The organism is Kitasatospora sp. NPDC051705 (assembly GCF_044453265.1).
Taxonomy (GTDB): Bacteria; Actinomycetota; Actinomycetes; order Streptomycetales; family Streptomycetaceae; genus Kitasatospora.
On record NZ_JBITCO010000004.1, the window covers coordinates 234983 to 253836 of the forward strand.

General features: G+C 76.1%; 20 protein-coding genes. 13 read left to right on the forward strand and 7 right to left on the reverse strand.

Annotated elements, in window-relative coordinates; genetic code table 11:
* Nucleotide 1 precedes the first annotated feature (1 nt).
* On the forward strand, nt 2-751 hold the full coding sequence (locus ACIA8Q_RS07605) for a futalosine hydrolase (RefSeq protein ID WP_396316884.1): 750 nt from the start codon (nt 2-4) through the stop codon (nt 749-751).
* The gene (locus ACIA8Q_RS07610) at nt 744-1595 is read left to right on the forward strand and encodes a 1,4-dihydroxy-6-naphthoate synthase (protein WP_360212596.1); all 852 of its coding nucleotides are present in this window, start codon (nt 744-746) and stop codon (nt 1593-1595) included. Before ACIA8Q_RS07605 ends, ACIA8Q_RS07610 begins: the two co-directional genes overlap by 8 nt.
* 31 nt (nt 1596-1626) lie before the next feature.
* Here the strand turns inward: ACIA8Q_RS07610 and ACIA8Q_RS07615 are convergent, their stop codons facing one another.
* On the reverse strand, nt 1627-2010 hold the full coding sequence (locus ACIA8Q_RS07615; protein ID WP_360212598.1) for a cold-shock protein: 384 nt from the start codon (nt 2008-2010) through the stop codon (nt 1627-1629).
* A gap of 483 nt (nt 2011-2493) precedes the next feature.
* On the opposite strand from ACIA8Q_RS07615, the gene ACIA8Q_RS07620 reads away from it, so the two are divergent.
* Nucleotides 2494-2730: a hypothetical protein gene (locus ACIA8Q_RS07620; protein WP_360212600.1), complete on the forward strand. Its 237-nt coding sequence runs from the start codon at nt 2494-2496 to the stop codon at nt 2728-2730.
* Here the strand turns inward: ACIA8Q_RS07620 and ACIA8Q_RS07625 are convergent.
* The gene (locus ACIA8Q_RS07625; RefSeq protein WP_396316885.1) at nt 2727-3359 is read right to left on the reverse strand and encodes an HAD family hydrolase; all 633 of its coding nucleotides are present in this window, start codon (nt 3357-3359) and stop codon (nt 2727-2729) included. The two genes, ACIA8Q_RS07620 and ACIA8Q_RS07625, sit on opposite strands and share 4 nt — an antisense overlap.
* A gap of 99 nt (nt 3360-3458) precedes the next feature.
* Between ACIA8Q_RS07625 and ACIA8Q_RS07630 the strand changes: the two genes are divergently transcribed.
* From ACIA8Q_RS07630 to ACIA8Q_RS07645, 4 genes are all read left to right on the forward strand, one after another.
* On the forward strand, nt 3459-4499 hold the full coding sequence (locus tag ACIA8Q_RS07630; protein ID WP_396316886.1) for a FecCD family ABC transporter permease: 1041 nt from the start codon (nt 3459-3461) through the stop codon (nt 4497-4499).
* Nucleotides 4496-5542, forward strand: coding sequence for a FecCD family ABC transporter permease (locus tag ACIA8Q_RS07635; RefSeq protein WP_387900806.1), 1047 nt, complete (start codon nt 4496-4498; stop codon nt 5540-5542). Before ACIA8Q_RS07630 ends, ACIA8Q_RS07635 begins: the two co-directional genes overlap by 4 nt.
* The gene (locus ACIA8Q_RS07640; protein WP_360212608.1) at nt 5542-6348 is read left to right on the forward strand and encodes an ABC transporter ATP-binding protein; all 807 of its coding nucleotides are present in this window, start codon (nt 5542-5544) and stop codon (nt 6346-6348) included. Before ACIA8Q_RS07635 ends, ACIA8Q_RS07640 begins: the two co-directional genes overlap by 1 nt.
* Nucleotides 6349-6515: 167 nt before the next feature.
* Complete coding sequence (locus tag ACIA8Q_RS07645; protein ID WP_396316887.1) at nt 6516-7508, forward strand: ABC transporter substrate-binding protein; 993 nt, start codon at nt 6516-6518, stop codon at nt 7506-7508.
* Between the two features lie 62 nt (nt 7509-7570).
* Here the strand turns inward: ACIA8Q_RS07645 and ACIA8Q_RS07650 are convergent, their stop codons facing one another.
* Nucleotides 7571-8467 carry a LysR family transcriptional regulator gene (locus ACIA8Q_RS07650; protein WP_387900800.1) on the reverse strand — a complete coding sequence of 299 codons (897 nt, stop codon included), beginning with the start codon at nt 8465-8467 and terminating at the stop codon, nt 7571-7573.
* A gap of 70 nt (nt 8468-8537) precedes the next feature.
* On the opposite strand from ACIA8Q_RS07650, the gene ACIA8Q_RS07655 reads away from it, so the two are divergent.
* Together ACIA8Q_RS07655 and ACIA8Q_RS07660 are read left to right on the forward strand one after the other, a co-directional pair.
* Nucleotides 8538-8897, forward strand: coding sequence for a nuclear transport factor 2 family protein (locus tag ACIA8Q_RS07655; protein ID WP_396316888.1), 360 nt, complete (start codon nt 8538-8540; stop codon nt 8895-8897).
* 204 nt (nt 8898-9101) lie between these two features.
* Nucleotides 9102-9812 carry a VC0807 family protein gene (locus ACIA8Q_RS07660; protein WP_396316889.1) on the forward strand — a complete coding sequence of 237 codons (711 nt, stop codon included), beginning with the start codon at nt 9102-9104 and terminating at the stop codon, nt 9810-9812.
* Between the two features lie 105 nt (nt 9813-9917).
* On the opposite strand, the gene ACIA8Q_RS07665 is transcribed toward ACIA8Q_RS07660, so the two are convergent.
* The gene (locus tag ACIA8Q_RS07665) at nt 9918-10532 is read right to left on the reverse strand and encodes a TetR/AcrR family transcriptional regulator (RefSeq protein WP_387900799.1); all 615 of its coding nucleotides are present in this window, start codon (nt 10530-10532) and stop codon (nt 9918-9920) included.
* Between the two features lie 62 nt (nt 10533-10594).
* Here ACIA8Q_RS07665 and ACIA8Q_RS07670 point away from each other — a divergent pair, with 62 nt between their 5' ends.
* Nucleotides 10595-11461 carry an alpha/beta fold hydrolase gene (locus ACIA8Q_RS07670; RefSeq protein ID WP_360212620.1) on the forward strand — a complete coding sequence of 289 codons (867 nt, stop codon included), beginning with the start codon at nt 10595-10597 and terminating at the stop codon, nt 11459-11461.
* A gap of 18 nt (nt 11462-11479) precedes the next feature.
* Here the strand turns inward: ACIA8Q_RS07670 and ACIA8Q_RS07675 are convergent, their stop codons facing one another.
* On the reverse strand, nt 11480-12010 hold the full coding sequence (locus tag ACIA8Q_RS07675; RefSeq protein WP_396316890.1) for a hypothetical protein: 531 nt from the start codon (nt 12008-12010) through the stop codon (nt 11480-11482).
* 211 nt (nt 12011-12221) lie between these two features.
* Here ACIA8Q_RS07675 and ACIA8Q_RS07680 point away from each other — a divergent pair, with 211 nt between their 5' ends.
* Nucleotides 12222-13427 carry a PD-(D/E)XK nuclease family protein gene (locus ACIA8Q_RS07680; RefSeq protein WP_360212624.1) on the forward strand — a complete coding sequence of 402 codons (1206 nt, stop codon included), beginning with the start codon at nt 12222-12224 and terminating at the stop codon, nt 13425-13427.
* Nucleotides 13428-13484: 57 nt separating this feature from the next.
* Here the strand turns inward: ACIA8Q_RS07680 and ACIA8Q_RS07685 are convergent, their stop codons facing one another.
* Nucleotides 13485-14177, reverse strand: a complete 693-nt coding sequence (locus ACIA8Q_RS07685) for a hypothetical protein (RefSeq protein WP_360212626.1) — start codon at nt 14175-14177, stop codon at nt 13485-13487.
* Nucleotides 14178-14287: 110 nt separating this feature from the next.
* Between ACIA8Q_RS07685 and ACIA8Q_RS07690 the strand changes: the two genes are divergently transcribed.
* The gene (locus tag ACIA8Q_RS07690) at nt 14288-14938 is read left to right on the forward strand and encodes a TetR/AcrR family transcriptional regulator C-terminal domain-containing protein (RefSeq protein WP_360212628.1); all 651 of its coding nucleotides are present in this window, start codon (nt 14288-14290) and stop codon (nt 14936-14938) included.
* Between the two features lie 45 nt (nt 14939-14983).
* Here ACIA8Q_RS07690 and ACIA8Q_RS07695 read toward each other — a convergent pair whose 3' ends face one another.
* The gene (locus tag ACIA8Q_RS07695; protein ID WP_360212630.1) at nt 14984-15916 is read right to left on the reverse strand and encodes a hypothetical protein; all 933 of its coding nucleotides are present in this window, start codon (nt 15914-15916) and stop codon (nt 14984-14986) included.
* Nucleotides 15917-16203: 287 nt separating this feature from the next.
* Here ACIA8Q_RS07695 and ACIA8Q_RS07700 point away from each other — a divergent pair, with 287 nt between their 5' ends.
* Nucleotides 16204-18705, forward strand: coding sequence for a helicase-associated domain-containing protein (locus tag ACIA8Q_RS07700; RefSeq protein ID WP_396316891.1), 2502 nt, complete (start codon nt 16204-16206; stop codon nt 18703-18705).
* Nucleotides 18706-18854: the final 149 nt, after the last annotated feature.

Here is an 18854-nt window from a genome sequence, read left to right on the forward strand (position 1 = left end):
GATGACCGCGCACGCGCCCGCCGACGGGCGGAACGAGCAGTCGGGCCCCGGGCGGGCCCGGCTGCTCGTCGTCGTCGCGGTGCCCGCCGAGGCCGAGGCCGTCCTGCGCGGGCTGGGCGGCACGGCCGCCGCGCTGCCGCTGCCCGGCGGGGGCCTGCACCGCGCCCAGGACGCCCCGGTCGACGTGCTGGCCGGCGGGGTCGGCCCGGCGGCCTCCGCGGCCGCCACCGCCGCCGCGCTGGGGGCGCACGACTACGCCCTGGTCGTCTCCGCCGGCATCGCCGGCGGCTTCGCCCCGCACGCCCCGGTCGGCGCCACCGTGCTGGCTTCGGCGATCGTCGCCGCCGACCTCGGAGCCGAGACCGGGGACGGCTTCGCCGACGTCACCGAGCTCGGCTTCGGCACCGTCCGGCACACCCCTCCCGCGGCGGCCGTCGCCCGCGCCGCCGGGGCGCTGGGCGCCCTCACCGGCCCGGTGCTGACCGTCTCCACCGTCACCGGCAGCGCGCGGCGGGCCGCCGAACTGGCCGCCCGCCACCCGGGCGCCCTCGCCGAGGCGATGGAGGGCTTCGGCGTGGCCGAGGCCGCCGCCCGGCACGGCGTGCCGGTGCTGGAGCTGCGGACCGTCTCCAACCCGGTGGGCCCGCGCGACCGGGCCGCCTGGCGGATCGGCCAGGCCCTGGGCGCCCTGGAGGCGGCCTTCGCCGCGCTGCCCGTCACCGAACTGATCGAGGAGGCCGGCCGTGGCTGAACGGCTGAGCATCGCGTACTCGCCCTGCCCGAACGACACCTTCGTCTTCCACGCGTGGGCGCACGGCCTGGTGGCCGGCGCGGACGCCCCCGAGGTGACCTTCGCGGACATCGACGTCACCAACGGCCTGGCCGAACGCGGCGAACTGGACGTGCTGAAGATCAGCTACGGCGCGCTGCCCTGGGTCCTCGACGAGTACGCCCTGCTGCCCTGCGGCGGCGCGCTGGGGCGCGGCTGCGGCCCGCTGGTGCTCACCCGGCCCGGGACCGCCGCGCCGGCGGACCTCACCGGGAGGACCGTGGCGGTGCCGTCCGAGCGGTCCACCGCCTACCTGCTGTTCCGGCTCTGGGCGGCCGGGGCGGTGCCCGGCGGGTTCGGCGAGATCGTCGTCCTGCCGTTCCACGAGATCATGCCCGCCGTCCGGGACGGCCGGGTGGACGCCGGCCTGGTGATCCACGAGGCCCGCTTCACCTACCGGCAGTACGGGCTGCACAGCCTGGCCGACATGGGCGAGGCCTGGGAGCGGGAGACCGGGCTGCCGATCCCGCTCGGCGCGATCGTCGCGCGGCGCTCGCTGGGCGCCGAACGGCTGCGCGAGCTGGCCGGGACGATCCGCGCCTCCGTCCGGCAGGCCTGGGACGACCCGGCGGCCAGCCGCGGGTACGTGCTGGCGCACGCCCAGGAGATGGACCCGGCCGTCGCGGACCAGCACATCGGCCTCTACGTGAACGAGTTCACCGCGGACCTCGGCGAGGAGGGGTACGCGGCCGTGCGCGCGCTGCTCACCCGGGCCGCCGCGGAGGGGCTGGTGCCCCCGCTCGACCCGGGTGCGCTGGCGTTCTGAACCCGGCCGCCACGGCCGGGGCCCGCGGGCCTCAGACGTCGAACTGGTCGGCCACCGCGCGCAGCAGGCCGGCCAGCTTCTGGCCCGTCGGCTTGGCCGGGTAGCGGCCGTGCTGCAGGCCCGGCAGCACCGCGTCCAGCGTGGTGATCAGGTCCTGGACGATCGGCGCCATGTCGTCGGCGCTCTTGCGCTGGGCGGCGGCCACCGACGGCAGCGCCTCCAGCAGCTGCACGGCCATCGCCTGGTCGCCGCGGTGGCCGGCGACCACACCGAACTCGACCCGCTGGCCGGGCTTGAGCACGGTGACACCGGCGGGCAGCGCCTTGGTGTGGACGAAGACGTCGCCGCCGTCGTCGCGCGACAGGAAGCCGAAGCCCTTCGTCTCGTTGAACCACTTGACCTGGCCGGTGGGCATCTCGAACAGTCCTCGAATGGGTGTGAGGGATCCCGGCCCTGGCCGGGGATCACTGGGTGGTGGGAAAGGCGGACGACCTCGGCTCGGCGCCCGCGGGCGCTCACGGTCGGCACGCTGTCAGGAGCAGACTAACGGTCCGTCACTGCCTCATCCGCGTTCCGCGGAAGATCCGCGACCGGGGCCCGGAGCGGGCGGTGCGGACGCGGCGATCTCGCTGTCGCGGGCGACCCGGCCCTGGCACGGCCGCGGCGCGACTCGGCGCGGTCCATCGGCTCACACCCCCGGGTCTGAGGACACGGGGCGCACCTGTCGCACCCCTCGGCACCCCCTGCATACCCCCGCTCAGCAGGGATCAAAACGTTCAGCTTCCGAGAAACTGCGCAACGTGACCGGACCGCTCCGGTGGGCGGGCCCGGCCGCCGCTCTGCCAGACTGGACGCCCCGCCGGGCACCGCGCCCGCCAGCCCCGAGGAGCGAGCAGACGTGAGCAGCCAGAGCGCCGACCCCGGCGACGTGTACGTCAAGGCCGGCACCGTGGTGTTCGGCCTGGGCGCGCTCGCCACCCTGGTCACCTTCGTCCCGCTGTTCCTGCACCTGACGCCGCTGCCGACGGCCGCGTACTGGCTGAGCATGCTGATGCCGGCCGGGTTCCTGTCCGCGCTGGTCGGGCTGCTGCGCAACGCGCGGGCCCAGCGCCGGCGGGCGGAGTCCGCCGCCTAGCGCGTTCCCGCGAGGTGGGCGGCGAGCCAGGCCGGGAACCCGGTGAGGTCCGCCAGGACCACGTCCGCGCCCGCCGCGCGCAGCTCGTCCGCGCCGTAGGGGCCGGTGGCCACGCCGACCGCGACGGCGTCCGCGTGCCGGGCGCCCCGGATGTCGCCGAGGTGGTCTCCGACGTAGACGCTCGCGCCGTGCTCGCGCAGCGCGTCGCCCTTGGTCTCCGCCCACAGGTCGCCGACCAGCGCGTCCGCGTGCAGGCCGGCGTGCTCCAGGTGGAGCCGGGCGTTCGGCTCGTACTTGCCGGTGATCACCGCGATCCGGCCGCCGTGGCTGCGGACCGCCTCGACGGCGGCGTGCGCGCCGGGCAGGGCGACGGTCGGGGCGAAGGCGTGGTCGCGGTAGAGCTCGCGGTAGCGGGCGGCGGCGCGCTCCACCTCCTCCTCCGGGAACCAGTTGCGGATCTCGTCCAGCAGCGGCGGGCCGAGCCGGGTGACCACGAGGTCGGCGTCGATGGGGGTGCCGGTCTCGGCCGAGAGCGCCAGATAGGTCGCGTGGATACCCGGCCGGGTGTCCAGCAGCGTCATGTCGAGGTCGAAACCGACGGTGAGCGGGGCGGCGGAGGTCTCGGGCATGCCGCCAGGCTATCCAACCGCCGGCGCCCCCGACGAGGGGATTTGCCCGCGCTTCGCGACGGAACTTAGGTTTGCCTGAGTTGTCTGCGGAGAGGCCTCATGACCGACACCACCGACACCACCGCGCCGCCCGGCGCAGGACGGACGCCGCCCCGGCGAATACCGTGGCTCGCCGCCGCACTGGCGCTGCTGGCCGTCGCGGTGCTGCTGAGCCTGGCGGTCGGCAGCCGCACCGTCCCGCTCGGTGACACCGTCGACGCCCTGCTGCACGGCGGCGGCACGGCGGACGCCGTCGTCGTGCGCGAACTGCGGCTGCCGCGCACCGTCGTCGGACTGGCCGTCGGCGCCGCGCTCGGCCTCGCCGGCGCGGTCATGCAGGGCCTCACCCGCAACCCGATCGCCGACCCCGGCATCCTCGGGGTCTCCCAGGGCGCGGCCGCCGGCGTGGTCGTCGCCATCTCCGGGTTCGGCGTCTCCACCCTGACCGGGTACGTGTGGTTCGGCTTCGCCGGGGCCGTCGTCGCCACCGTGCTGGTGTACGGCCTGGCCGAGCGCGGCCGGGGCGGGGCCACCCCGGTCAAACTGGCGCTGGCCGGCTCGGCGGCGTCCGCCTTCATCGCCTCGCTCAACACCCTGGTGCTGACCACCGACGCCGCCACCATGGACCGGTTCCGCTTCTGGCACGTCGGCTCGCTCTCCGGGCGGACCTCGGACGTCGCCTGGCAGCTGCTGCCGTTCCTGGCGGTCGGCACGGTGCTGGTGGTCGCGGTCGCGCGCGGTCTGGACGCGCTGGCGCTCGGCGAGGACACCGCCAAGGGGCTGGGCGCCAGGACCGGCCTGGTCCGGGCGGTCGGCGCGCTCGGGGCGACGGTGCTGACCGGCTCGGCCGTCGCCGCGGCCGGGCCGATCGCCTTCGTCGGCCTCGCCGTCCCGCACGCGGCCCGGGCCGTCGCCGGGGCGGACCACCGCTGGGTCCTCGCCTTCTCGGCCGTGCTCGGCCCGGCCCTGCTGCTGCTCGCGGACACGCTCGGGCGGGTGCTCTTCCCGCCGTCCGAGGTCCCGGCCGGCGTGATGACGGCGCTGGTCGGCGTACCCGTCCTGGTGGCCCTGGTCCGGCGGCGGAAGGTGGTCGCCGCATGAGCTCCGTCTCCCTGCCGGGGTACACCGCGCTGCGGGCCGGGCGGGCCTCCGTCCTGCTGCACCGCCGCTCGGCGGCGGTGGCGCTGGGCCTGCTGGTCGCCCTGGCGGCGGCCGCGGTGGCCTCGCTCTGCCTCGGCGAGTCCGCCGTGTCGCCGGTCGAGGTGGTGAAGGTGGTGCTGGGCCGGCCGAGTCCGCACGAGCTGGTGGTGGGCGAGTTCCGGCTGCCGCGGGTGGTGGTCGGGCTGCTGGTCGGCACGGCGTTCGGGCTGGCCGGGGCGCTGATCCAGACCGTCGCCCGGAACCCGCTGGCCAGCCCCGACGTGGTGGGCGTGACCTGGGGCGCGACCGCCACCGTGGTCGGCCTGACGGCCTACGGCGTGGTCGGCTCGACCGGGCAGGCGCCGTACGCGGCGGTGGCCGGCGGCCTGGCGGCCGGCTCCCTGGTCTACGCGCTGGCCTGGCGGCGCGGCCTGCACGCGCAGCGGCTCGTCCTGATCGGCATCGGGATCAGCGTGGCGCTCTCCTCGCTCACCTCGGTCTTCCTGACCAAGGGCGACGCCTTCCAGGCACAGGCCGCGAAGGTCTGGATGACGGGCAGTCTGAACGGCGCCGGCTACGACCAGGCCGGCTGGCTGGCGCGGGTGCTGCTGGCGGCCGTCCCGGTCGCCCTGTGGGCGGCGCGCGCCCAGCGCTCGATCTCCTTCGACGACGCGACGGCTGTCGGCCTGGGCCTGCGGCTGGACCGGATCCGGCTCGGCACGGCACTGCTGGGCGTCGTGCTGGCCTCCTGCGCGGCGGGCGCCGCCGGCCCGGTCGACTTCGTGGCCCTGATGGCGCCGCAGATCGCGCTGCGGCTGGCCCGGTCCGCGCAGGTCCCGCTGTTCTGCTCGGCGCTGACCGGCGCGCTGGTGGTGGTGCTGGCCGACCTGATCGCCCGGCGGCTGCTGGCACCCACCGAACTGCCGGTGGGCGTGGTGACCGGGCTGGTCGGCGCGCCCTACCTGATGTGGCTGCTGATCCGATCCCGTCGTGGAGGTTCCTGATGACCGCACACCGCCTGGAGGCCCGGGGCCTCACCCTGGCCTACGAGGCGCGCACGGTCGTCGACGGCCTGGACGTGAGGATCCCGGACGGCCGGGTGACCGTGATCGTCGGCCCGAACGCCTGCGGCAAGTCGACCCTGCTGCGCGCGCTGGGCCGGCTGCTCAAGCCGGTCCGGGGTGCGGTGCTGCTGGACGGCGAGGAGCTGGCGCGGATCTCGACCAAGCGGATCGCCCAGCGGCTCGGCCTGCTGCCGCAGTCGCCGACCGCCCCGGAGGGCATCTCGGTGGCGGACCTGGTCGCCCGCGGCCGGCAACCGCACCAGAGCTGGTGGCGACAGTGGTCGGCCGAGGACGAGGCGGCCGTCGCGGAGGCGCTGGAGCGGACGTCGACGGCGGACCTGGCCGCGCGCAGCATGGACGAGCTCTCCGGCGGCCAGCGCCAGCGCGCCTGGATCGCGATGGCACTGGCCCAGGGCACCGACATCCTGCTCCTCGACGAGCCGACCACCTACCTGGACATCGCGCACCAGGTGGAGGTGCTGGACCTGGTCCGCCGGCTGAACGTCGAACGCGGCCGGACGGTGGTGGCGGTGCTGCACGACCTCAACCAGGCCGCGCGGTACGCGGACCACCTGGTGGCGATGCGGGACGGCCGGGTGGTGGCGCAGGGCCCGCCCGGGGAGGTGGTGACGGCCGGGCTGGTGCGGGAGGTCTTCGGGCTGGACTCGGTGGTGGTGCCGGATCCGGTGACGGGCACGCCGCTGGTCGTCCCTGGCGCCCCCTGGGCGGCGACGGTGGACGCCTGACCGACCGGCGCAGGGCCCGGGGCGGTCGGGCGGCCCGTTCGTGGCGGGGACACGGCGGGGGGACGGCGGGCACGCCATCGGCACGGCGCGGGTACTTAACGGAAATCCAGCCACCAACCCGGACATAATCGACGCGCCCCCGAAGTCCGACCGTCCGAGGACCGCCGATGCACCGGATCACCCGCCGTTCGTTCCTCACCGGCCTCGGCGGGGCCGCCGTCGGCGCGACCGGCCTGACGGCCTGCACGACGGGCCGGCCGGCCCCGCCCACCACCGACAGCGTCGGCACCGACCCCTCCGCCTCCCCGACCCCGCCGCCACCCGTCACGGTGGACACCGCCACCGGCCCGGTGGTGGTGCCGGGCGCTCCGCTGCGGGTGGTCGTCCTGGACACGGACGCACTGGACTCGGCGCTGACCCTCGGCATCACCCCCGTCGGCGCCGCGCTCCCCGCCGCCGACACCCGGTTCCCGGAGTACTGGCCGGACTCCCGGGTCGCCGGGATCCGCCTGATCGGCCCGGCCGGCGCGCCGGACCTGACCGCGGTCCGGGCGCTGCGGCCGGACCTCCTGCTGTCCAACCAGACCCGTGACGGCGACCGGTACGACCGGCTGCGGGAGATCGCACCGACCGTCCTCACCCAGACCAGCGGCGCGCCGTGGAAGGCGAACGTCCAGCTGCACGCCCAGGCGCTGAGCCGGGAGGACGCGGCGGCGGCCTTCGCCGGCGCCTACCAGAAGCACGCCGGGCAGGTGGCGCAGTCGCTGTCGGCGGCGAAGCTGTCGGGCCGCCGGGTGAGCCTGGTGCGGTTCGTCGAGGGCGGCGGGATCCGGATGTTCGGGAGGCAGAGCTTCCCCGGGACGGTGCTGGCCGACGCCCAGGTGGCGCGACCGGACGCCCAGAACGTCGACCAGTCCGACGTCGAGGTCCCGCTGGACCAGATCGGGCGGGCGGACGGCGACCTGCTGCTCTACGCCACGTACGGCGACCCGGAGCGGGCGGGCACCGCCGCGGCGCTGGCCAGCCCCGGCTGGCAGGCGCTCGGGGCGGTGCGGGCGCACCGGGCCTTCCCGGTGGACGACCAGCTGTGGTTCCAGGGCATCGGCTACACCGGCGCCAACTTCGTGCTGGACGAGCTGCAGCGCTTCCTGGGGGCCTGAGCCGCGCCCTGGCGCGGGGCGGCGGCGAGCGGCGGTCCAGCGCCGCGGTCGAGTGCGGCCGTTCAGCGCGGCGGTTCCCCGGCGGGGCCGGCCAGCGCCGCGCGCAGCCTCGCGTACAGCAGCCGGACGGCCGGCGAGTGCTGGTCGGGGCGGGCGGCCAGGCCGAGGCGGGAGCGCGTCGCCGCGTCGACGACGGGGACTGCCCGCAGGCCCTCGCCGTCCATGGAGGACGGGCTCAGGACGGCGACGCCCGCGCCGCGCCGGGCGAGCAGGAGCAGGGTGGCCGGGGAACTGGCGTCGATGTCCACCCGCGGCTCCAGGCCGAGCAGTCCGCAGGAGTGCTCGTAGGCGGCGCGGATGCCGGTGCCCGGGGAGAGGCAGAGGATCTTCTCGTCGCGCAGGTCGGCGAGCGTCAGCCCGTCCCGGTCCAGGCGGTGGCCGACCGGGACGACGGCGGCGACCGGCTCGTCGAGGACGACGGTGACGTCCAGGCCGGGGGCGGGGTCGCCGGCGAAGCCGATCAGGGCCAGGTCGAGGGCGCCGGCCAGCACCTGCGCCTGGAGGCGCTCCGAGTGGCCCTCGTGCAGGCTCAGTTCGATGCCGGGATGGGTGCGGCCGAGGTCGGCGACGACGTCGAGGAACGGCGGGATCGAGCAGCCCATGATCATCCCGAGCCGGACCCGGCCGCGGACGGCGTCGGCGAACTCGGCGGCGGTGTGCCGGATGGCGTCCAGGGTGGCGAGCGCGTCCTTGGCCAGCGGGAGGACCGCCTCCCCGGCCGGGGTGAGACGGACGCGACCCCGCCCGGAGCGGTCGACGAGCTGCTGGCCCAGCTCGCGTTCGAGCTTGGCGACCTGGGTGCTGACCCCGGACTGGCTGACGTGCAGACGCATCGCGGCGGCCGTGAACGATCCCTCGTCGACGACGGCGGCGAAGTAGCGCAGCTGATGCATCTCCATAATCAGGAACGATAGTCGGCATCTGATCCATCTGTTGGACGGATCGATCGGGCGGGCAGAGGATGGATCCATGACGACGAGGACTGCACGCGAGATTTCCGAGACCTACTTCGCGGCCTGGGAGGCGGGCGACTTCGAGACGCTGCGCGGGCTGCTGGCGGAGGACGTCGACTTCGTGGGGACACTGGGCACCGCCTCCGGGGCGGAGGAGGCGCTGAACGGGCTGCGGCGGCTCGGACAGGTGCTGGAGCGGATCGAGGTGCACGGCCGGGTGGCGGAGGGCGACGACGTGATCACCTGGTTCGACCTGCACACCTCCGTCGCGGACCCGACGACGACGGCGAACTGGACGCACGTGGAGAACGGGCGGATCGCCCGGATCCGCGTCACCTTCGACCCGCGCGGACTGCTGGCGGGCTTCGACCGCTGACCGGGCCGCGGCGGCGGGCGGAGCGGCGGGCGGAGGAGGCTGCGGAGGCCGGTGCCCCACGGGGGCGGGCACCGGCCTCCGCGGTGCGGGCCCGGGATCGCGACCACGGCAGTGATCCACAGAGCACTACCGGCTAGGCGACCGACCGGCCGGTCCGCCACAATGGGCGCGCTCCATCCGCACCACCTCGGGGGAATCAACAGAGTGTCAACTTCCATCGCCCCGGCCGCTCCCGCGCGCAAGGGCAAGGCCGCCGTGCTCGGTTGGCTGGTCAGCCTCACCTTCAACGTCGCGGCGCCGATCCTCATCTACAACCAGCTGCACGACCACGGCTACAGCGAGTCCGCCGCCATCCTGCTCTCGGGCCTCGGACCGGTGCTGGACACCGTCATCTACCTCGCCTGGCACCGCCGGATCGACGAGTTCGCCGTGGTCTCGCTGGTCTTCGTCGGGCTCTCGCTCGTCGTCGCGCTGATCGGGCCGCAGGACCCGAAGATGCTGCTGGCCAAGGACTCGTTCGTCTCGGGCCTGCTCGGGGTGTTCTACCTCGCCTCGCTCGCCGCGCCCCGGCCGATCATGTTCTACTTCGGCCGCAAGTTCGCCACCGACGGCACCCCGGAGATGGTCTCCTGGTGGAACGGCATGTGGCAGTACCCGGGCTTCCGCCGCGTCCAGCGCAACCTGACCATCGTGTGGGGCACCGCCTTCGTCCTGGAGGCGGTCCTGCGGATCGCGCTCGTCTACACGATGTCGCACGGCACCGTGGTGACCGTCAACAGCATCCTCCCGTACGCGGTGCTCGGCGGCCTGGTCTACTTCACGATCGCCTACGCCAAGCGGGCCGGCGCCCGCGGCCGGGCCCAGGCCGAGGCCGAGGCCCAGGCCCGGGCGGCCGCAGCCCCCGCCGCGGCCTGATCACGACGGACGACCCGCAGCGCCTCCCCGGCCCGCGCCGGGCGGGGCGCTGCGCGCATCGGACGGTCCGGGCGCGGGCGTCCGGCCCGGAGCCGGACGGCCGGGCTAGAGCCGGCCGCCGGGCGCGGACGGGCGGAAGAGCTCGTCCAGGTGGTGGGTGAGGACGGCCAGCGCGGCGCGGCCGTCGCGCTGACCGCCGAGCACGCTCGACCCCAGGCCGTTGACCATCGCCAGCAGTCCGGCGGCCGTCATCGCGGCGTCCCGCTCCCGGTCGATCCCGCCGCTCTCCTGCGCCGCCCGGAGCTGCCGGGCGAGGAAGCCCTCCAGCAGGTCGGGCTGACCGGCCCCGGTACGGCCCATCACCTCGGGGTCGTCGAGCACCAGCGCGTAGTAGGCGGTGTAGGTCCGGGTGATCCGGCGGCTCTCCTCGTCCGTCGGCAGGATGCTCGACAGGATCGCCGTCACCACCTCCCGCGGGGCGCGCGCGTCGCCGATCCACCGCTGCATGCGGGCCTGGAGCTGGGTGCCGAGCCGGGCGAAGGCGTCGAGCAGCAGCCCCTCCTTCGTCGTGAAGTAGTACTGCACGAGGCGCAGCGAGACGCCGGCCTCCGTCGCGACGGCCCGCATGCTGGCCGACTTCAGGCCGTCGGTGGCCGCGATCCGCAGCAGCGCCTCGGCGATCTGCCGCCGGCGCTCCTCGTGGTCGGGCTTCGTGGTCATGGTGCGGCCTCCGCTCACCGACTCCTGGTACATCCGTATCATGCCTGTGATACATCTGTACCATGCGAATCAGCGAGTTCCGGAACACCAAGACCGAAGACCGCTTCCGCGCCGCCTACGAACGCGCCCTGGCCCAGCTCTGGCCGGGCCACCGCACGACCCTCGACCTGCCGACCGCCTTCGGCACCACCCGCGTCTACCGCACCGGCCCCGACCGCGGACGGCCGCTCGTGCTGCTCCCCGGCTCCGGCGGCAACGCCCTGATGTGGCACCGCTACGTCGCGCCGCTCGCCGAGCACCACCCCGTCATCGCCGTCGACACCGTCGGCGAACCCGGCGCCAGCATCCAGACCGCCCCGGTCCGCGACGGCCGCGACGGAGCCGCCTGGCTCGACGAACTCCTCACCGCCCTGGGGCTGTCCGACCCCCACCTGGTCGGCTGCTCCTACGGCGGCTGGCTGGCGCTCCAGCACCGGCTCCACCACCCCGGCCGCACCGCCGGCCTCACCCTCGTCGACCCGGCCGGCCTCGCCGACCCCGGCCGACGCTTCTACACCTGGCTGATCGCCGGCGGCCTCGCCGCCACCGCCCCGCGGCCCCTGCGCCCCCGACTGGCCCGCCTCGTCGACAACAGCACCATCCTGGAGACCGAGCTGATGACCCTCGTCCGCGCCTCCCTCGGCTTCCGCCGCGCACTCCCCCCGGCCACCACCCTCGACGACCGGGAGCTCGCCCGGCTCGCCGGCCTCCCGACCCTCGTCCTGCTCGGCGAACGCAGCGCCCTGCACGACGCCCACCGGGCGGCCGCCCGGCTCGCCCCGCACGCGCGGGTCGAGATCGTCCCCGGCGCCGGCCACGCCCTCCCCACCGACGCGCCCGGGCTCGTCGTCTCCCGGATCCTCACCTCGGCCGCCGGGCAGGCCGCCTGACCCCGCGCCGTCCCCGCCTCAGCCCTCCCCCGGACCGTCACCGCCTCGCTCGTCGGGTTCCTCGTCGGGGCCCTCGTCACCGTCCTCCGCGTCGTCGTCCTCCGGCGGCGGCGCGAGGACGATCGGCCGGTCGTCCCCGGCGGCGAGCGCCTCCTCGACCGGGGTGCCGGCCGCGGCCCTGACCACCAGCGTGCCCTCCCAGAGCCGGGCGGCGAGCTCCGGCCCGACGGCCGCCTCGGCGCGCAGCACCACGACGGCCCGCGGGTCGACGGCCGACCGGACGGGGAAGCCGGCCGGATCGACACCCACCTGCTCCAGCGCGAACGGGTACACCGCGACGTCCACGGCCAACCGGCCCCCCGCCCACGCGTGCTCGGCCCAGCCGTCGGTCTGCACCAGGTGGAACACCCCGTCGCCCTCGTGGCAGTACGACCCCAGCCGGTTCAGGGCGCGCTCGCCGGGGCCGCCCTCCGGGTCGACGAGCAGCACGGCCACCGGCACCAGCGGTGCGTCGGGGTACAGGCCGGAACGGACGGACAGTCGGGCCATCGGCCACCTCCACGGCACGGGAGCGGTTCGGACCGGTGCGGGCCACCGTCGGCACGGGCGGGTGCCGACACCGGTGCGGAGCCAGTACACACCGGCCCGCCGACACCCCGGCCGGCCCCGCGTCACGACTGCGCATCGGCAGCGCCGACGGGCCGCCCGGCGCACGCCCGGGCTGCGAGGATCGGTCGGGAACACGACCGGGGAGGGGACGGTGGCCGCACCGAACGGAACGCCGGCGGACGCCGACCGGTGGTCGGCCGCCGAGGCGGAGATCACCCGCCTGAACACCGCCGGGCTCTGGATGCCCGGCCCCACCACCGTGCTGGACGTCCTGGGGACCGACCGCAGGGAACGCTCGCACCAGCTGCTGATCGGCTGGCTGCTCGACCCCCGCCGCCCGCACGGCCTCGGCACCGCCGTCCTCGCCGGGCTGCTCGCCACCGCGGGACGCGCGGACCTCGCCGCCGCCGACGGGCTCCACCGGGCCCGGGTCGAGCTGGAGGTGGTGCGGGCGCGGTCGCGCGCGGACATCGTCGTCACCGCGCCCGCGTTCAAGCTGGTGATCGAGCTGAAGGTGGACGCCGCCGAGGGCCCCCGGCAGACCGAACGCCTCGCCGACGACCACGCCCAACCGCAGCCGCTCGTCCTGCTGTTCCTCACGCTCGACGGCGACGCTCCCGCCGACGGCCGCTTCACCGCGGTGTCGCTGCGCACCTTCGCGCGGGTGCTCCGCCGCGCCCTCGCCGACACCCCGCGCCCCGCGCACGCCCACCGCGGCCGGGAGACCGCCGCGGACCTCCTGGAGACCTTGGAGAGGATGACCGGCATGACTCCGGCGAACCAGGCGGCAGCCCGGCTCTGGCTCGGTCACGGCGAGCACCTGCTCGACGCCCGGGCGGCGGCCCGCGACGTGCTCACCCGGCTGCCCGCCGCCGTCGGCACCGCGCTCGGCGGGCTCGGCCTGGCCGGGCCGGTGCGGGTCGTCGCCCCGTTCGACTACCGGGCCGAGGGCCGCACCAGGACCGGCGGCGAGCCCGAGACCTACCCCGAACGCGCCGTCCTGCTGACCAGACCCACCTGGTGCACCGCCGACGGGAGGCCGCGCGCGGGCATCGGCCTCGGCTCCCGGGCCAAGCCCGACCCCTTCGAGAAGCGGGGGCAGTTGCGCCCGTTCCTGGGGATCCGGGCGACGGATCCGGCCGTCTACGACCACCTGGACGAAGCCTGCGAGCCCCTCGTGGGGGAGGCGCCCTGGGACTGGTGGCCGCGCTGGGAGTACCTCGACCTCGCGCTGCCGGCGGACGACGAGGACCTGGTCGAGGCCTACGCGATGCGGGCGGCCGTCCGCATCGCGGACTGGTGGGAACGCCACCACGCGCTGGTGGACCGGGCGCTGCGGGCGGCGGGGCCGGCGTAGCGCCCGGTCGGGTCGTGGTCGGTCGGGCCGCGTCGCGCTGGGGCGCAGCGCGCTCTGTCAGGCCGCGTCGTGCTCGGCCAGGTCGGCCGTCCGGTCCGCCTTCGGGCGGGTGACCAGGCCGCGGGCGGCGTGGACCGCCGCGGCGAGCGCGAAGCCGTAGACCGCCACCAGGCCGTGGCCGTTGTCCTGGGCGAGCCACATGGCCAGGCCGAGCACCGGGACGCCGACCGCCAGGGCGCGCTCCTTGGCGAGGCCCGTGCGGGTGAGCAGCGCGAGGGCGAGGGTGGCGCCGAGGAAGTAGGTGGCACCGGAGCTGCCGGCGAAGTTGCGCGGGTCGGTGCTGGGGCCGTCGCCGAAGCCGAGCAGGTCGTCGATCCGGCCGGGCAGCAGGATGCCGGCGAGGAAGAAGGAGAGGGTGAGCGGGCCGCCCCAGTACCACTGGGCGAGCGCGGCGACGGCGGCGAGGGTGGCGAGGTTCCAGAGGCCGCCGCCGAGGCCGCCGTTCTGCATGAACACCGAGGTGAACTCGCGCCACCAGCCGGACTTGGCGGGGTCCGCGTCGAGCGCGTCCATGGCACCGGACCAGAGCAGCTGGAGCAGGACGCCGCCGACGGCGATCGCCGTCAGCGCGACGGCCGCCCAGGGGACGGGCCGCCCGCGCAGGGTGTCGCGGCCGACGACGCCGAGCCCGCAGTTGACCATCATGACCATCAGTGCGGCCGTGGTCACGTTGAAGACGATCGCCTCCATGTCCTGGCCCTCCCCCCGGTTGCGGCGTTTTCCAACACCGTTCGAAACCTGCTGGCGCAAAGCTAGCACAGTTTTCGAACGGTGTTGGAAAAGGCTGTACGGTGGTCCCCATGAAGCTCACCAAGGAGCGCATCGTCGCCGCGGGCATGGCCGTCTTCGCCGAGGTCGGGTACCACAACCTGTCCATGCGTCAGGTCGCCGACCGCCTCGACGCCCACGCCGGAAGCCTCTACTACCACGTGCGCGGCAAGGACGAACTGCTCGCGCTGATGGCCGACCGGGTCTGCCGACAGGCCTACGACGCCGGCACCGAGGCCCTGACCTCCCTCCCGCCCACCGCCACCTGGCAGGACCGGATCGAGGCCCAGGCCACCACCCTGCGCCACGCCATCCGCCGGCACCCGGGCGGCGCGCTGCTGCTCGCCGAGAGCCCCGGCGTCCTCAGCACCGGCGGCCTGTCCCTGATGGAGCGCCTGCTGCGCACCCTCCTCGACGCCGGCCTGCCCGAAGCCCACTGCGGCATCGCCGCCGACACCCTGCTCAGCCACGCGACCGGCTTCGTCCTCCAGGAGCAGAACCAGCCGGCCTCGCCGCCCGCCGTCACCGCCGAGCGCTACGCCGACCTGTGCGCGCGGTTCCCGCTGATCATGGGCGGGGCGATGCCCCGGCTGACCCAGGACGAGAAGTTCACCCGGAGCATCCGCCAGCTCTGCACCGGCTTCGCCGCCCTCGTACCGAAGGACGGCACGGCCGACGGGTGACCGCCGGGCCCCCGGCTGACGAGCCAGCCTGCGGACGGCTGCCCGTCAGCCCTGCTGCGGCGGCCGGCGCCGCAGGCTGAGCAGCAGCAGGACCACCGCCGACAGCACCGCCGCCAGCCGCAGCACTCCCGGCGCCGCCGACCAGCTGATCTGCGTCAGCTGGGAGCCCGCCTGCACACCGGCACCGCCCTGGGCGCCCTGCTTGGCCTGCATGGCGTGCAGGGTGGCCGCGCTCATGGTGATCAGCGGCACCCCGAGGATGGCGAACTTGCGCATCAGATCCGAGAGTTGCCTGGACAGGTAACCCAGCGCCCACCCCACCAGCATGGCCGGGAAGAAGCTCGACACCGCACCGCCGACCAGCATCCCGCAGGAGAGCAGGATCAGCAGCGACGGCCGGCGCACCCCCGCCGCGGCGCCCGCACCCGGCTGGTCGGCGGGTGCCGGGCCCGCGGCCGGCTTGGCCTTGGCCTGCTCCGCGGCGGCCGCCTTCGCCCGGGCCTTCCGCTGCTTCCGCCCCTTCCCCGCGGCCGCGTCGGCCGTCCCGGCGGCCGCCCCGGCCCCCGCCGCGGGCTCGGCGCCGGCCCGCTGCTCGGGGACGGCCTTCGGCGGAGCCGGCGGCGCGTCCGAGAAGTTGAGCAGCACCAGGTCCCAGCCGTTGGCCCCCGAGCTGTACACCTGCGGTGGCGGGAGGGCGTCCGGGTCCTGCTCGGCCGCCGCCTCGAAGCGGGGCTTGTCCATCGACACCGGGGAGCTCGCGGCCGTCCGCGGCGGGTCCAGCGGCACCGACGGGGTCGCGCCGCCCGCGCCCCCGGTGGCCGGCACGTCGTAGACGCCGTCCCCGTCGGACGCCGCGGCGGCTCCCCCGGCGGCACCGGCGCCGTCAGCCGGCCCGGGCACGGCCGGGCCGCTCCCGGCCCCGCCCCCCGAACGGTCGCTCCACGGCCCGCTCTTGCGCCACCACTCGCCGTCCGTCATCACCGACACCCCGCCTCGCGCCCGAACCCCGGCCCACCGGACCACCCTCGGCCGTGACGCTACCCACCCCGCCCCCGACCACGCGAGTCCCCGCGACCGGAACCCCGCCCCGAGCCCCCGAGCGGAACCCCGGACCGGAGCACCCGGCCGACCCCCCGACCGGACCGGCGGCCCGCAACGCCCGGCCGGATGCCCGGCAGCCCCCGGCCTGACCCACCGAACAACCCCGGTTCCGCGGCCGCCGGACGGACACCCCGCCGCCCGCCCGCCCGACTAACCTAGGTCGAATGACCACACAGCAGGGACCTCAACGCCAGGGGCGGTCCGCCGCCGGCCCCCGCACCCTCGCCGAGGAGCTGCGCGCCCGCCCCGACGACGCGCTCGCCACCCTGCTCCGCTCCCGCCCCGACCTGCTCAACCCCGTCCCCGGCGACCTCACCCAGCTGTCCGCCCGGCTCTCCTCCCGGGCCTCGGCCCTGCGCGCCCTGGAGCGCCTGGACCGCTTCACCCTGCAGGTCGCCGAGGCCCTGGCCACCGCACCGGACGGCACCGGCCTGGCCGCCGTGCGCACCCTGCTGACCGGCCCGGCGAAGGTCCGGCCGCACCCCGGCGCGACCCCGCTGACCCCCGCCGACCGGTCCGCGGTGGCCGCCGCCCTGCCCCGGGCGGTCGCCACCCTGCGCGACCGGGCCCTGCTCTGGGGCCCGGACAACGGCCTGCGGCTGGTCCTCGCGGTGCGCGAGGCGCTCGCCCCGACCGCCGCCAACCCCGGCCGCACCGGCCTCGGCCCGACCCTCGCCGACGCCACGATCGGCGTGTCCCCGGCCCGGCTGCAGCAGTTGCTCGCCTCCGCCGGGCAGCCCGCCACGCCGGACCCGGTCACCGCCGTCGCCGCGCTCACCGCGCTGCTGAGCGACCGGGCCCGCTGCTCGGCGCTGCTGGAGACCGCCCCCGAACCCGCACTGCGGCTGCTGGAACGGCTGGTCTGGGGCCCGCCGACCGGCACCGTCCCGGACGCCACCCGCCCGGTCACCGCGGCGGACGCCCAGAGCCCGGTCGAATGGCTGCTGGCCCGCGGCCTGCTGCTGCCCAGCGGCCCCGGCAGCGTGGTGCTGCCGCGCGAGCTGGCCCTGCACCTGCGCGGCGGCCGCACCCACCGCACCGTCGAACCGGTCCAGCCCGAGCCCGCGCCGGCCGCCCCCGCGCGCGATCCACAGGCTGTGGACAACGCCGCCGCCGGCCAGGCCCACACCGCCGTCAGAACCGTCGAGGAGCTGCTCGACGGCTGGGGCCTCACCCCGCCGCCCACCCTGCGCGCCGGCGGCCTCGGCGTCCGCGACCTCAAGCGGACCGCCCAGACCCTGGAGACCACCGAGCAGCAGGCCGCCTTCTGGCTCGAACTCGCCTACACCGCCGGGCTGCTGGCCCCCGACGGCGACGCCGACGAACGCTGGGCCCCGACCCCGGCCTACGACACCTGGCTCCAGCAGGACACCGCCGAGCGCTGGTCCCTGCTCGCCGGAGCCTGGCTCGCCGCCACCCGCGTCCCCGCCCTGACCGGCACCCCCGACGGCAAGGGCAAGCCCCGGGCCGCGCTCGGCCCCGAACTCGACCGCACGCTCGCCCCCTCCGTCCGCCGCGCCGCCCTCGCCCTGCTCGCCGAACTCCCGCCCGGCACCCCCGCCACCGCGGCCGACCTGCTGCCCACCCTGCGCTGGCAGCGGCCGCTGCGCGGCGGACCGACCGGCCCGGACGGCCACGAGCTGCGCGAGGACCTCACCACCTGGACCCTCGCCGAGGCCGAACTCCTCGGCATCACCGGCCGCGGCGCGCTCGCCGCCCCGGCCCGTGCGCTGCTCACGGCCGAGTCCGACCCGGCCGAGGTGCTCGCCCCGCTGCTGCCGCGCCCGCTCGACCACGTGATCCTCCAGCCGGACCTCACCGCGATCGCCCCCGGCCCGCTGCTGACCCCGCTCGCGCAGGCGCTCGCCCTCTGCGCCGACATCGAGTCCAAGGGCGGCGCCACCGTCTACCGGTTCACCCCGGTCTCGGTGCGCCGCGCCCTGGACGCCGGCCGCACCGCCGCCGACCTGCGGGCCTTCCTGGAGCAGCACAGCCGCACGCCCGTCCCGCAGCCGCTCGGCTACCTGATCGACGACGTCGCCCGCCGGCACGGCGTCCTGCGCGTCGGCGCCGCCTCGTCCTACCTGCGCTGCGACGACCCGTCCCTGCTGAACGAGGTCCTCGCCGACCGCCGCTCCGCCGACCTGCGCCTGCGGCTGCTCGCGCCCACCGTCCTGGCCGCCCAGGCCGCCCCGGACGTCCTGCTCGCCGCACTGCGGACGATGGGCTACGCCCCGGCCGCCGAGTCCGCGGAGGGAGACGTCCTGATCACCCGCCCGGACAGCCACCGCACGCCGCCGCGCACCGCCCCGACCCCCGTCCCGGACGGCCCGCCCACCCCGGACGACGTGCTGCTCGCCGCCGCCATCAAGGCCGTCCGGGCCGGCGACCGGGCCGCCACCGCCAACCGTCGCGAACCCGCCCCCGACCCGCGCCAGCTGCCGCGCACCGCCGCCGCCGAGACGCTGGCCGCCCTGCAGACCGCCGTCCTGCTCGGCGAGCGGATGTGGATCGGCTACCTCAACGCCGAGGGCATCGCGAGCCAGCGCATCATCGACCCGGTCAAGGTCGAGGGCGGCTTCGTCACCGCCTTCGACCACCACGCCGACGAGCTCCGCACCTTCGCCCTCCACCGCATCACCGGCGTCGCCGAGCTGGACGAGTAGGCCCGGCGGGCGCCCCACGCTAGGGCGTGTCTTTCGGATCACGTCGGATCAGCGGGCGTCGTTGGGGTGCGTGCATCGGCGGCGCCGAGGAGGGAGTCCATGCGGAGCATCGGCGACTGACGAGAAGCCGGCGAGGTGCGTGCCCCGGC

Coding starts and splice junctions, on each gene's coding strand:
- ACIA8Q_RS07635 (WP_387900806.1), top strand. CDS start 4,496: ATGAGCTCCGTCTCCCTGCCGGGGTACACCGCGCTGCGGGCCGGGCGG.
- ACIA8Q_RS07625 (WP_396316885.1), bottom strand. CDS start 3,359: ATGCCCGAGACCTCCGCCGCCCCGCTCACCGTCGGTTTCGACCTCGAC.
- ACIA8Q_RS07675 (WP_396316890.1), bottom strand. CDS start 12,010: ATGGCCCGACTGTCCGTCCGTTCCGGCCTGTACCCCGACGCACCGCTG.
- ACIA8Q_RS07640 (WP_360212608.1), top strand. CDS start 5,542: ATGACCGCACACCGCCTGGAGGCCCGGGGCCTCACCCTGGCCTACGAG.
- ACIA8Q_RS07700 (WP_396316891.1), top strand. CDS start 16,204: ATGACCACACAGCAGGGACCTCAACGCCAGGGGCGGTCCGCCGCCGGC.
- ACIA8Q_RS07665 (WP_387900799.1), bottom strand. CDS start 10,532: ATGACCACGAAGCCCGACCACGAGGAGCGCCGGCGGCAGATCGCCGAG.
- ACIA8Q_RS07690 (WP_360212628.1), top strand. CDS start 14,288: ATGAAGCTCACCAAGGAGCGCATCGTCGCCGCGGGCATGGCCGTCTTC.
- ACIA8Q_RS07695 (WP_360212630.1), bottom strand. CDS start 15,916: ATGACGGACGGCGAGTGGTGGCGCAAGAGCGGGCCGTGGAGCGACCGT.
- ACIA8Q_RS07685 (WP_360212626.1), bottom strand. CDS start 14,177: ATGGAGGCGATCGTCTTCAACGTGACCACGGCCGCACTGATGGTCATG.
- ACIA8Q_RS07615 (WP_360212598.1), bottom strand. CDS start 2,010: ATGCCCACCGGCCAGGTCAAGTGGTTCAACGAGACGAAGGGCTTCGGC.
- ACIA8Q_RS07605 (WP_396316884.1), top strand. CDS start 2: ATGACCGCGCACGCGCCCGCCGACGGGCGGAACGAGCAGTCGGGCCCC.
- ACIA8Q_RS07630 (WP_396316886.1), top strand. CDS start 3,459: ATGACCGACACCACCGACACCACCGCGCCGCCCGGCGCAGGACGGACG.
- ACIA8Q_RS07655 (WP_396316888.1), top strand. CDS start 8,538: ATGACGACGAGGACTGCACGCGAGATTTCCGAGACCTACTTCGCGGCC.
- ACIA8Q_RS07645 (WP_396316887.1), top strand. CDS start 6,516: ATGCACCGGATCACCCGCCGTTCGTTCCTCACCGGCCTCGGCGGGGCC.
- ACIA8Q_RS07650 (WP_387900800.1), bottom strand. CDS start 8,467: ATGGAGATGCATCAGCTGCGCTACTTCGCCGCCGTCGTCGACGAGGGA.
- ACIA8Q_RS07670 (WP_360212620.1), top strand. CDS start 10,595: ATGCGAATCAGCGAGTTCCGGAACACCAAGACCGAAGACCGCTTCCGC.